The organism is Fibrobacter sp. UWB13 (genome assembly GCF_900177805.1).
Classification (GTDB): Bacteria; Fibrobacterota; Fibrobacteria; order Fibrobacterales; family Fibrobacteraceae; genus Fibrobacter.
In genome coordinates this window covers 1-13233 of record NZ_FXAX01000001.1, presented here as the reverse complement: position 1 = coordinate 13233, position 13233 = coordinate 1, and the positions used below count along the sequence as shown (strand labels likewise).

General features: G+C 50.1%; 7 protein-coding genes. 5 read left to right on the top strand and 2 right to left on the bottom strand.

Annotated features, from left to right (window positions below):
* Positions 1–313: 313 nt before the first annotated feature.
* Positions 314–844: a carbohydrate-binding family 9-like protein gene (locus B9Y77_RS00035; RefSeq protein ID WP_254899856.1), complete on the top strand. Its 531-nt coding sequence runs from the start codon at positions 314–316 to the stop codon at positions 842–844.
* Positions 845–883: 39 nt separating this feature from the next.
* Here the strand turns inward: B9Y77_RS00035 and B9Y77_RS00030 are convergent, their stop codons facing one another.
* Positions 884–1639: an acyl-[acyl-carrier-protein] thioesterase gene (locus tag B9Y77_RS00030; protein WP_085490006.1), complete on the bottom strand. Its 756-nt coding sequence runs from the start codon at positions 1637–1639 to the stop codon at positions 884–886.
* Positions 1640–1672: 33 nt separating this feature from the next.
* Here B9Y77_RS00030 and B9Y77_RS00025 point away from each other — a divergent pair, with 33 nt between their 5' ends.
* Positions 1673–2224 carry a pseudouridine synthase gene (locus B9Y77_RS00025; protein ID WP_085490005.1) on the top strand — a complete coding sequence of 184 codons (552 nt, stop codon included), beginning with the start codon at positions 1673–1675 and terminating at the stop codon, positions 2222–2224.
* 113 nt (positions 2225–2337) lie between these two features.
* Complete coding sequence (locus B9Y77_RS00020; RefSeq protein WP_085490004.1) at positions 2338–4068, top strand: arabinofuranosidase catalytic domain-containing protein; 1731 nt, start codon at positions 2338–2340, stop codon at positions 4066–4068.
* 295 nt (positions 4069–4363) lie between these two features.
* On the opposite strand, the gene B9Y77_RS00015 is transcribed toward B9Y77_RS00020, so the two are convergent.
* Positions 4364–6001: a fumarate hydratase gene (locus B9Y77_RS00015; RefSeq protein WP_085490003.1), complete on the bottom strand. Its 1638-nt coding sequence runs from the start codon at positions 5999–6001 to the stop codon at positions 4364–4366.
* Between the two features lie 337 nt (positions 6002–6338).
* Between B9Y77_RS00015 and B9Y77_RS00010 the strand changes: the two genes are divergently transcribed.
* Both B9Y77_RS00010 and B9Y77_RS00005 read left to right on the top strand, forming a co-directional pair.
* Positions 6339–7049, top strand: a complete 711-nt coding sequence (locus B9Y77_RS00010) for a hypothetical protein (protein WP_073424651.1) — start codon at positions 6339–6341, stop codon at positions 7047–7049.
* Between the two features lie 212 nt (positions 7050–7261).
* Positions 7262–13233, top strand: a 5972-nt coding sequence (locus B9Y77_RS00005) for a glycoside hydrolase family 9 protein (protein ID WP_085490002.1), incomplete at its 3' end; no start/stop codon positions are given.

Here is a 13233-nt window from a genome sequence, read left to right as displayed (position 1 = left end):
GCACTCGCATTTTTGCGGAACACAACACATTATGCAAAAGACGTGCCAAAACCAAAATTGGCGTTTTTAAGCAAATTTCGGCATTTTCATTCAAATAAAAAAGTGATTAATCGATTTAATCACTGATTAATCAGTCTTTTTAATTCATATAAGTTAATCAATTTAATACTTTATCCACATTAAATTAAAGCTATAAAATAAGGTCAATAGTCATTAGAAAATCTTTAGTTTCAATAATCAACTATTGACTAATAACCAATAACTAACTACCAATAACTTTTTCTAATTTCTACCCATGCTATTAAAACCGAATATGAAATGGACGGCAAATCAGGGTATCATCCACCCGATGGTCACTGCCGAGTTTTCGCAAACGACAAATTGCATCGTCGTCAAGTTTACCATTGAAGAACCTGTAGACTGCTACCGCGCCGCCGTTCAGGAAGACAACGGACGCAGCTGGGAAGATTCCTGCGTGGAAATCTTTTTGCAGAACCCAGCAAACCCAGCCGAATATTTCAACTTCGAAACGACAAGCCGAGGATTTGTACTTGCTGCCCGCGGCACCGATCGCAATAACAGACAAACGCTTTCGCTTGAAGCAATTGCAAAAATCAAGCGTTCGGGAACAGCGCCAAGCATCCAGGACGATTCCGTCTACTGGACAATGTCGATTGAAATTCCTGCCGAAATTTTTGGAATCAAAGCATTTGAGGCGCCACTCCGCGGAAACCTCTACAAGTGCGCTGACAAAGCAAACACGCCTCATTACCTGAGCGCGTTCCGCATAGAAACAGAAAAACCGGACTTTCACCGTCCGGAGTTCTTTCAAGTTTTAGGATAAAAGGCGATTCCGGCACAGAGGCCGGAATGACAGTCGCCATTACATCATACGGAGTTTCATCTCGAAGACGGCGCGATCATTTTCGTCGAGAATTCGCATGTACGTAGCACCGTTGTGGTCCGCACGGAAGACTCTCATCGTCTGCCCTTCTTCGGATTCGCCCAAGTAATGGACCTCGAGTTCTGACGGAATGCAGAGTTCCAAATCCGAAGCGCTAAACACGTTCAATGCAAGCTTCACATATTCGATATTGTTCATGTGGTGCGACATGTCGATATGCTGCGGCAACACCTTTTGCTGATAAACTTCTTCGTACTCTTCAGGCTTCACGTTAAAGCGGTCGAATTCATCCGTCATAAACGCTTCCGGGAAACCTTCCGTCGGGAAGTCCACCGAAGAAAGTCGCATCGGGCGATGGCGATCGAGACTGAGGCAGCACATTTCCTGTTTTGCAAAAATAATCGGTTCGCCTTCCACCGTGGTAATCGCCGTATTTTCGTTCAAACGAATCAACTGGTTATCTGCCGGGAAGGATGTCGTCACAACCTTATCGCGCCAATACGGGCGCTTGAGGAACTTGAACTTTGCCTTGTAAACGACCCAGAAGCCGCCCTTTTCTTTCACCACGAAATTATCCATTTTCATGGCGCCAAAATTTTCAGTAATATTGTCCTGGACCATGAGCACAGTCTGTGCAAGGCCCATCTTTCCAGAAACATCAATATAAGCCGAAGTTATTGTTCTCGGCTTTTGGAACACGAGCGGATTTTTCGCCAAAGTATAAATATCAATCATGGTTTTAATATAATTTTTTTATCATTTGGGCGCATGTCTACCGTTATTATTTTCAATAAGCCTTTTGGTGTTTTGAGCCAGTTCACCCCCGAAGCGGGCCACCCCGCCCTCGATAGCTTCGGATTTCCGCCAGGAGTGTACGCCGCAGGTCGCCTCGACCATGATAGCGAAGGCGCTTTGCTCCTGACTGATAACGGCAAGCTCATCAAAAAACTTTTGGACCCGAAATACGAGCACCCACGCACATACTTAGCACAAGTGGACGGTCAAATCACCGAAGAAGCCGTCCGTAAGCTCGCCAAAGGCGTAGACATCAAGGGCTACCACACCAAGCCCTGCAAAGCTGAAATTGTCGAAGCCCCGGAATGGATTTGGGAACGCAATCCGCCGGTACGTTTCCGCGCAAACATTCCCACTAGCTGGGTAAAGCTCACGCTCATTGAAGGCAAGAACCGCCAAGTCCGTCACATGACTGCAGCCGTAGGCTTCCCCACGCTCCGCCTTGTCCGCGTGCAAATCGGAAACATTCCGCTTGGCAAATTAAAGCCAGGCGAATGGCGCATCGTCACAGACAAAGTTATTTAAACATCCGATTATTCGCCTTTGATAAATTGACAATGGAAGATTTCTAAAAGCCAATATTTATCCCCTACAAAGAGATATTTTCTTAATAGTAATCACCAAAGGGGGATATTTGGATGCGATACACAACAATCAAGGTTGTAGCCTTGTTAGCGGCTACAGCCATAACAGTCTATGCTAACGAAGGCCCGTGCGACATTTACGCCAGGGCAAAAACTCCATGCGTCGCAGCACACAGCTTGACACGTGCACTCTACTCCAGCTACAGCGGGAACCTCTACCAAGTCCGCAGAGCCGATGGGCAAACCAAGGACATTCCTGTCGAAGAGCCGGGAGGCTTTGTCAAATCCTCCGTGCAAGACGACTTTTGTGCAGGTTCCAAATGCACAATTTCAATCATTTACGACCAGAGTAGCTACAAGAACGACCTGAAAAAATCGCCACCAGTCTATTGGCTAAAAGAAGGCGCCAAGGAAGCGGACGCCAACAGAGCCCCGATATACATCAGCGGGCGCAAGGCTTACGGATTCTATCGCGACGCTTGGTCCGCTACCGGTTACCGCAATAACAACACCAAAGGTGTAGCCACCGGAGACGAAGAAGAATCCATGTACATGGTGGTTGATGGCAGGCATTACAACGACTTGTGCTGTTTCAACTACGGAAACGCAGAAACGACCGGTAACGATGACGGCCCGGGAACTATGGAATGCATCTACTTCGGAAGCGACAAGGACTGGGGCGGTCCAGGACAAGGAAACGGTCCGTGGGTTGCCGCCGACTTGGAAGACGGCGTATTCAAGGGAAACGATGCTGGTTGGCAATGGGGTAAAACCCATACGACACCGTGGCCGGACGCACTTTCTATTGAAGCAGACTATGTAACCGCCATGCTCAAAGGCCCGAACGACGGGACGTTCAAGCTCAAAGGCGGCAGTGCTCAAAAAGGAAAACTCAACACCATGTGGGACGGCCCGCGCAAAAGAGGCTACAGCCCGCGCAAATTGCAAGGCGCCATCGTACTCGGCAACGGCGGTGACGGCAGCGACGGCGGTGCAGGAACATTCTTCGAAGGCTGCATGACAATCGGCAACCCGCCAGATTCTATTGACGATAAAGTTCAAGCAAACATTGTCGCTGCCGGTTATGGAAGTAAAATTGAACTCAAGAAGCCCGAGCCGATAGAACCGTTTAAAGACACGCTTACCATCCCGGGAAAAATCGAAGTGGAAAACTACGACAAGGGCGGCAACGGTCAGGGATTCTTGGACACCGACATTGAAAACGAGAACTCGCTCTACCGCGAAGACAACGCAGGTCTCGACAGTGCAGGCGATGCGATTATTTACGGTTGGGGTTACGCCAACGACTGGTTGCGTTATACGGTAAAAGTTTCCAAGAACGATTCGCTCGACATTACCGCACGCGTCTCGTCGCCAAGCGATAGCACATTCTTCTCCGTACTCGTTGATGATAAAGATATCGCCAAAATCACAGTTCCCAACACCGGTGACTGGAAAAACTTCGAAACCGTCACAACGACCGTACCTGCAATTACCGCGGGCGAACACGTACTCAAGATTAGAATCGACAAGCCATACTTTAATCTCGATTGGATTGAAATTGCTGCGGCCAAAGAAAAAACGGCATTGCCTAAATTCAGCATTCGGACAAATTCATCGCAAGCCTACTCCGTCTATGATGTCCTTGGGAACCGCGTGACCTCATTCCAAGCAAGCGAAAGCTCTATGCAAAACATTTGGGATAAAGCTCGTGTAAATCTACCAGGTGGCATTTACGTCATCAAGACCAATAGCAAAACAATTCGAATTTCAAATACGAAATAACACACTCCTCACAACCAAACAAAAGCACCCCGCAAGCACAAACTTGCGGGGCGTTTCTATTTAGATCCTGCTCCTTCGAACCTAACTCAACTAAGGCAACAAGTTGCCAAGTTTCGTATATCGACTTCGCTCAGGATGACACGATGGGTGACTAGATCAAGCCTTCGAAGAAGTTGTTGCCCCAATGAGACTCCGTATTTGGCTATCGCATTAAAGAACTTACGACGCCAAATACTCCGCGCTTCTACGGCTCGTCAAAACGAGCCGCATCCGCTTGGCACAAGGGCAACATCTTTTAAATCAGTCCTTCAAAGAAATTGTTGCCCTTGTCATCCACGAGGATGAATGCCGGGAAGTCCTTGATGGTGATCTTGCGGATGGCTTCCATGCCGAGTTCCGGGAATGCCACGATGTCGTTGGACAGAATGTTCTGTTCAGCGAGGATGGCTGCCGGGCCGCCGATAGAGCCGAGGAAGAATCCACCGTACTTCTTGCAGGCGTCAGTCACGTCCTGGCTGCGGTTGCCCTTAGCGACCATGATCATCGAAGCACCCTTGCTCTGGAAGCGCATCACGTACGGGTCCATGCGGTTGGCCGTCGTCGGGCCGAAGCTACCGGTGGGCATGCCTGCCGGAGTCTTGGCCGGGCCGGCGTAGTAAATCGGGTGGTCGGACACAACCTTGAGCACGGTCTTTTCTTCGTCGGTGAGTTCTTCGCCGCGTTCCTGCTTGTCGAAGATTTCGGCAATCTTTGCGTGGGCCATGTCGCGGGCCACAATCATCGTGCCCTTGAGGCTGAGGCGCGTCTTCACCGGATACTTGGTAAGGTCGGCGAGCACTTCCTTCATCGGGCGGTCAAGGTCGATTTCCACTGCCGGAGCGAGGTTCACGGCGTTGCCAGCCGGGATGTAGTTTTCCGGATGGTGTTCCATCTTTTCGAGCCAGAGGCCGTTTTCGTCAATCTTTGCCTTGATGTTTCGGTCAGCAGAGCAGCTCACGCCGATAGAAACCGGGCAGCTAGCAGCATGACGCGGAGCGCGGATCACACGGACATCGTGTACGAGGTACTTGCCACCGAACTGGGCGCCAATGCCCGTCTTTTGGCAAATGTGCAGAACCTTTTCTTCCATTTCGAGGTCGCGGAAGATACGGCCGCCTTCGGAACCGGAAGTCGGAATATCGTCGAGGTAGCCGCAGCTAGCGAGCTTCACCATGTGCGTATTCATTTCGGCAGAGGTACCGCCAATCACGATAGCAAGGTGGTACGGAGGGCAAGCGGCAGTACCGAGAGTTTTCACCTTTTCGGCAAGGAACTTTTCCAAGGACTTCGGGTTGAGGAGCGCCTTGGTCATCGGCCAATAGTAAGTCTTGTTAGCAGAACCACCGCCCTTGGCGACGAACAAGAACTTCATTTCGGCACCTTCTTCGGCGTGGATATCAATCTGAGCCGGGAGGTTGCAACCGGTGTTCTTTTCTTCGTACATCGTCAAGGGAGCAATCTGGCTGTAACGAAGGTTCTTGGTGGTGTAGGCGTTGTAGACACCTTCAGAAATAGCTTCGGCGTCATCAAAGCCCGTCCAAACCTGCTGACCCTTGTGGGCAACGCAAATAGCCGTACCGGTATCCTGGCAGAACGGGAGGATGCCCTTGGCGGCAACGCATGCGTTCTTGAGCATGGTGAGAGCGACAAACTTGTCGTTATCCGAAGCTTCCGGATCCTGGAGGATCTTTGCGACCTTAGCCGTGTGGGCCGGACGGAGGCAGAATTCAACTTCTTCGAAAGCAGCCTGAGCAATCTTTGTCAAAGCTTCCTTAGAAACCTTGAGGATCTTCTTGCCTTCGAATTCGGCGACGGAAACGCCATCTTTACCGAGACTTACGTATTCGGTAGTATCTTCACCGTGCTGGACGGTAGCTTCGTATTTGAATGCCATAGTAGTTTGGGCGCCAGAGGCGCAGTTGATAGTTAAAGGACAGGTCCACAGTCATTGGTCAATAGCCATTAGTTTTATTTAGGTGCCAAAGGCGCAATTATATCTAATAACCAATGACCAACTACTAAAAACCATATTTCGTTACTTTCGGCTGTAAAAATAATTCTTTCCGTCGAAAAAGCCACCCAATTTCGTTCCACTTATCCCCCAGAACCGACCATTCATCCCCCTTTTTCACATTTTTTTTGAACTTTTTTACTTTTTCCATGACCCAAATCACAGAAGATGTATTATTTTTGATAACGAAACAAAAAAACTCATTTTATAAGAGGATTGAATGATGAAAAAGATTCTGCTTGCTACGATGATTTCGGCAGCCATGGTTTTTGCAGCTCCGGCAGCAAAGAAGGTTAGCAAGGCAGCAACGGCTAAGAAGGCCGTCGCCGCTAAGGTTGAAAAAGCAGCCGAAGCACCTGCTGCAGTAGAAGCTAAGGCTACAGAAGCCACAGCCGCTGCACAGACTCAGGCCGCAGAAGCAACAACAGCCGCTCAAGCTCAGGCAACTGACGCTAAGGCAGCAGCAGCCCAGACTGCAGAAAACACTGCAGCCGCAGCTCAGGCTCAGGCAACCGCAGTAGCCGACACCGCTAAGGCACAGGCAACAGAAGCAGCCGCAGCAACGCAGGCTCAGGCCGCTGACGCCGCACAGGCAGCAACTGCTCAGGCAGCAGCAACCGCCGACTCCGCTCAGGCTCAGGCACAGGCTGTCGTAGATACCACTAAGGCTCAGGCCGCTGAAGCTACTGAAGTTCTCGAAGCTAAGGCCGAAGAAGCTCCGGTTGACTCCGCCGCTCTCGCTAAGGCAGAAGAAGAAAAGAAGGCTGCTGAAGCAGAAGCTCAGGCAAAGGCTGAAGAAGAACAGAAAGTTGCTCAGGAAACCAGCGGCACCGCTAAGTCCGCCGTCATGGACAATCCGTGGGAATTCATCGCCGTGTCTGCAGCATTCATTGCATCTGTTCTCGTGATCATCTTCACTGGGGACGACTAATAAGCGCGATTCAACGCTTTCCCAAAAGTTTAGAGACCGCCCGAAAGGCGGTCTTTTTTTGTACCCAAATTTTGCAAAAACGAGGAACAATTTGAGAACAGAAATAAATTTATTTTAAGTCATTTCCACCCAAATAATTTATTTTCATTTTTAAGTAGATAAAGTAATAGAGCAAAATTCATTTTTGCCTTTTTACATGTTTGGGAGGAAAGATGTCTATCATAAAGTATCTTTTGATACTGTGTGTTGTTGTACAATTTGCAAACGCGCAACAAGAGCAACCCACTCCTTATGACCTGATCAGGCCAACATTCCCGCTAACATGGGACACGACCGTTTTTGATCATTATGATGCATCGGTCACCAAGAAAAGAAACACGATTCCCAAAATCAAGACAACTCCATTTTATGCACCGAACGCCTTTATCGTTGATACTCTAGACCAGGCTTATCTCGATGCTATCAATTACCACATGTCGCCCATCCGCGTAAACCAGGCGGGCTATCTCGAAAACGACAAGGAACGCCAATTTTACTACATCGGAACCGCATCGACTTTTGAAATCGTCGATGTCAACGGCAAGCCCTTTAGCCCTGCCATTACCGGCACGCTAAAGTCATCAGGCCATACAACCTCCTCTGACTGGACCATTGTCGCAGGCACAAACGCCGCCACAAACGACCAGATGCGCTATAGAGTGGATGTTACCGGTCAATCCGGCACCATCATGATCGGAAACATTCCGCAGGGACTCCCCACCGACACCCGCCTCCGCATTAAAGTCGGCAACGAAATTTCTAGCACGTTCATCATTTCCGACCAGGTGTACACCATGGTCAAGGACGCCACCATCAAATTCTACGGCATCAACCGCAGCGGTTACGGAGATTCCTGGTTTCACCCCGCCAGCCACACTAAAGATGGCGCCGGTGCAGTAACCGTCGGCGACAAAACCGAAGTTCGAAACCATTACGATGCCTCAATGGCAGGAACTCTCGAAGGCGGTTACTACGACTGCGGTGACCACCTGAAAGAATCCCAGACCCAGATGTACGCCTTTATGGTAGCAGCGGTCATGGCAGCCACAAACCCAGATGTGGACGTAGACCATTACAAATACAACCACGGAGCAGGCGGACACGACGGTGTCCCGGACATGCTCCGCGAAGCTAAGCACGGCGCCGATTTTGTACTCCGTTCTTTCGTAAGAGCAAAAGGCATTATCGACGATATGGCTCTTTCCATTGGAGCGAAAGGATCTGATCACGGCTGGTGGGGACGCCCGGAAAACCAAGATGGTCTTCCGGTAGATGGCTCCCCTTCAGCAACAGACCGTGGTGGCCCAAGTTCTAGAATGGTCCGCTTAGGCGAAATAGGCTCGAACATTGGCGGCGAAACTGCCGCAGGCCTTGCCATTCTTGGCAAGATGTTCAAGGATTATCCCGAATACGAAGCATTTGCAGACAGCTGCCTGATGGTCGCCCAAAAGATGTACAGCCTGGCAAAAGCCATCGCTCAAGGCAAAAGCACCTATGACGGCGACAAGCCTATTAAGAACAACACATCTGCAGCAAGCTGGTCCAGTCAAGCCTATAACGGCAACAATGAATTTTACGACGACCTGGCACTCGCCTCAGTAGCTCTTCTCTACGCCACCGGAGACAAGCAATACGCCGATGATATGATCCGTACCAGAAACTTAGTGCCGTCAGGAGTAAAAATTGGCGACAAAGGTGAAACGGCTCCAACTCAGGAATATATGGAAAACTGCGCCGGCTGTTTCGAAGGTGGCTGGTTCGTCACAAACGACAAGGGCTTTTTAAAAAACGTAAAGACAACTAGCTGGGCAAACAGCTACACATTCGCCCTATACGCTTTGTACAAGCTCATCCTCGCCGACAAGAACAAGGCTATTACGCAATACGGTTTAACCGAAGATGAATGGCTGAACGCCGTTGAAGACTGCGTCGCCAACTTGATTTACAACGTTTCCGACATGTCAGAAGGTGCCGGAAATGCATCCATCGAACTTCCCATGGGAAGCATCATCTGGAAACCGAACAAAGTTATATATGACGCCGACTGGTACAACATGGCATCTCCTTCGGGGGAATGGATTTACAACCGCTACCAGGCAGGCAACATTTTTGATGTCATGGCATACGTCGATGTCGCCAAAAGCATAGAAGCACAGGGCATCACGCTCCCGCACATGGGCACGCCCAACTGGAAAACCGACGAAATGCAGCAGCTCGCCATCAACCAAATGAACTACATGCTCGGTGTGAATCCATGGGACATTTCGTTTATCTACGGTGTTGGAGACAAGAACGACGCGCATCCGCACCACCGCGCATCAAACCCCGAAGGAACCAATGTTCCCGGCAGTCATTACCCGTATAAAGTCCCCGCTGGCGCCTTCCTTGGAGGCATCAAACCCGGTGGAGCCAACTCATTTGTCCCCAAAACAATGAGCTGGGAAGACTACGAAAAATCCGAAGTTTGCATCGACGCCTCGGCAACGTTCTTAGGCGCAGTCAGCCTTGTCGCCCACAAATTCGACATGACCCAGGCGCCAGACATAAGCGTAGAAATTCGCCACAAAAGCACAGACTCCGCCATCGTAACAGTAAATCTCACCGTGCGCGGTACAGCTGTAATTCATTACGGCACCACAGAAGGTGAATACGCTCTTACCGCAACAGATGATACCAAAAGCGTCCAGCACGACATCATCCTCCGCAATTTGACTCCTGGCACCACCTATTACTTCTACGTTACGGGAGCAAACGCCTATAAGCCAGAAAACGAAAAAACTAAATATCTCGTCGACAGCACACAAACGCCGTATTCATTCACGACCCGAAGTTCCGTTGAAAGCGCAGAAATCACCAACGTCACCGTCTGTAACGTTTCTGCTGACAGCGCCGAAATCATGTGGTACACTCCCAACGGCGAATACGAATCCAGAATTTACTGGGACACCCAACCGCACTCCACAGCAGCCGAATACGCCTACAATACCGGTGCAGGAAACGCAGATGTATCCGGCATTCCAACCCAGTTCCATTACGTAAAAATTGGCGGGCTCAAGGAAAAGACGACTTACTATTTCATGGTCGAAAGCAATGGCACATTTGCCAATGTTGACGATGACGGCAAGCCGCTAAAATTCACGACACCCGTCACGTGGTACGACTTTAGCGTAAAAACTTATCAATACCCTTGGCAAGTCAATATGGCCATGGTCAACATCAACATTTTCAACAATGAATCAAGAGCATTTGATAGCTTAACCATCCGTCTCTACATGCGCGGCACCGACGAAATCGAAAACGATATCGGCATGGGCACAGACATTTGCAACGACTACGACGAAGCGGGTTTCAGCGGCTCATGCCCTGAAGAAACCATCGAGGAACTCGCAAGACTCCTGCGCGATGCCCATCCTGTCAAAATCGAAGACACCTACGACGATGCTACGGGAACCTGGCAATGGTACTTCCCGCTAAACCTTGGCTCCACTGTCATCAAGAGTTCTAGCCGCCTGCGCTTTGACGTGAGATTTGATCACCGCAGTCCGTACCCTCCGTACAAGGACTTGATGAACGAAGCTCCGAATAAAAAACTTTATTGCTACTCCGGCAACAAATGGTACGCCCCGTCCAACGAAACTCCGGGCGCCCCCACCTTGAACGAAAATCCGGGAGACTGGAGCTGGATGCCGCACTCTCGCGCAAACGGCGAAGAACTGGATTACCCCGGCATGCCGTGTATCGAAAAAGACGAAGGAGACAAAGACTTTGATGCCGCTCCGGTGAATCCGTATGTATCCGTCTATCGCAAGGATGAATTTATCTGGGGTTACAGCCCGTCCAAGAAGGAAATGCAGACCAAAAGAGCGAACTACAAAATCAACATGGTACTTGATCCACCATTCAATGTTTCCAACGGTTCCCATGTCGATATTGACCAAGCCAGCAGCACCGTCCACGTTACCGGCAAGGTGCACGTTTCCGAAGGTGGATACATAACCAAAATTTGGGCAAATGGCGTTAAAGTTAGCGGTATGGCATTCAACGACGGCTTAAGCCTTGACAAGTGGCTTTTGGACGAATCCGGAACGAAGATTATCGCCAAATATGATATTCCAACAGACATGTGGGAGCTCGATATCCCAGTCAAGATGAGTATCGGGAGCAAGAAAGTCGACATTACTCTGTTCGCAGGACCAGACCCCACGTGCGATGTCTGCTTAGAAAACGGCGGTTGTGCCTTCGAGAACAGAACCTACTACGTGAACTTCTCCAAAGGCGATGCCACAGAATCGCAGCTCGTCATCAAGGACGCCTCTGGCAACCCAATTATAAGTCCCGCCAATCCGGAAGGCACGACATTCTACATTGACGTGATGGACAAAGATAAAGTCAAGAGTAATACAAAGACTATCGATGTCGAAATCATCAACAACAAGAAGAACGACAAGCTCGCTGTAACCTTGAAAGCAGACGAAGCGAACCCCGGTCACTTTATCGGAGGTCCAATTACCGCCGTCAACCATTCCAAGGAAACAAGAAACCAGACTTCGGAGATTTCATTCTTCGCAGGCGACACCATCCAGGTTGTCTACACCGACCCGAATGACGAAGACGATATTTCGAAGCAATCGTTCTACGCCATATCCAAGGTTCCGTCGCCACAGAAGGTTCTCGCCGAAGATACCGACTGTGACAACAAGGCAGACCAGCTGAAGATTATCTTCACGAACAAGCTTGCCGAAGGTTACACGCTCGACAGCATCAAGTACTTTATCGAGGGCATGGCTGATTCCGTAAAAGTCCCGCTCATAGCATCGAAATATGCGGACATGAACGAAGTCATCATCCCCATCGACACAAGTCTTATCCCGACCAACACCTCCCCTTCCGGGAAAATCACAACTTACATTACCGACCAAGGAACGCCTAATGCAGAAACCACGAAAATAACAGACGGCATCCACCCCACGCTCACAAGCGTCTCAATTCTCGAGAAAGCAGACGATGACCAAAGCGAATACGATACAGTCCTCGTCGCCTTCTCGGAAGAAGTCATCCTTTCTTCCTTGAACGAATGGCCGCTTATCATCGCAGGAGCAACAGGCTCTCCGACTCTCGTTGGACCTGCAACAACCACGAGCAACGGCAAGAGCTGGCAGCTCATCATCAGTGGGAATACCAACAGTGCACTCGTACCCATCGGTGCACAGGCTGCCGTAAAAACGACCAACAACTATTCCATCACCGACCAAAGTTTCAACCCAATCGATCCGTTTGGCTGCAAGCCGACCGTACCTGTAACACTCATTTCCCGCCCGGTACCTATCTACCATGCCGAAATGATCGACAAGGAAGGCGACGGCATTCCGGACGTGGTCTACATGATGTTCGAAAGAAAGCTCAAGACGAAGGACATGTTCGACAGCGTCGTGACAGTCTGGGGTGACCCAGGCATCACGCGCACATTCAAAACAACGGCAGACACCACGGGTGGAGTCATCAAGCCGAAGGAAACCTACTGGACCATCCGCGACTCTGTATCCGCACCGTTCAAAGTCATGCTTCCCGACTCCACGACGAAGGATTCCGTCAACACCTATAGCATCGTCGAAATTACCATCCCGGCGGACAACGCTTACCCCTATGGCGCTACCAGCGGCGAAAAGGACGGTAACGGAACGGTCTCCCCGCTCAAGGGTGCTGCAAACGGTTTCTTCGAAACGACCTATACACTGTATGACAAGTGCGCCCCGGTCATTTCCACGGCACGATTGATCAAAGGCATGCTCACCGTCAACATGTCCGAACCCTTGACGATTCTGGACCACAACGGCAAATACATCCAGCGTGAACGTGGCGAATACATTCCGTCCGAGGAACCGCAAGGTTCTGGTAAAACTCAAGCATTCATCTACAACGAGAAGGACAATGTCGTCCATGCCGGTGACCGCATCCGCCTCGTCCCGCAGGAACTCGGCGCCGCCTACGTCGACAAGAACAACAACACTCCGACGAAGTTCAATCCCTACGTCCGTATCACTGGCGATGACAACATCCGCTTCAACGTGACGCTCTCCAAGCCGGTCTCGACACCCTCGCAGAACGCCTACATCGGAAGGCCGGAAGCGACCGCAAACGACGCATT

Excerpts from the sequence above, each read along its gene's own strand:
- B9Y77_RS00035 (WP_254899856.1), top strand. The coding sequence starts at position 314 with ATGAAATGGACGGCAAATCAGGGTATCATCCACCCGATGGTCACTGCC.
- B9Y77_RS00030 (WP_085490006.1), bottom strand. The coding sequence starts at position 1,639 with ATGATTGATATTTATACTTTGGCGAAAAATCCGCTCGTGTTCCAAAAG.
- B9Y77_RS00025 (WP_085490005.1), top strand. The coding sequence starts at position 1,673 with ATGTCTACCGTTATTATTTTCAATAAGCCTTTTGGTGTTTTGAGCCAG.
- B9Y77_RS00020 (WP_085490004.1), top strand. The coding sequence starts at position 2,338 with ATGCGATACACAACAATCAAGGTTGTAGCCTTGTTAGCGGCTACAGCC.
- B9Y77_RS00015 (WP_085490003.1), bottom strand. The coding sequence starts at position 6,001 with ATGGCATTCAAATACGAAGCTACCGTCCAGCACGGTGAAGATACTACC.
- B9Y77_RS00010 (WP_073424651.1), top strand. The coding sequence starts at position 6,339 with ATGATGAAAAAGATTCTGCTTGCTACGATGATTTCGGCAGCCATGGTT.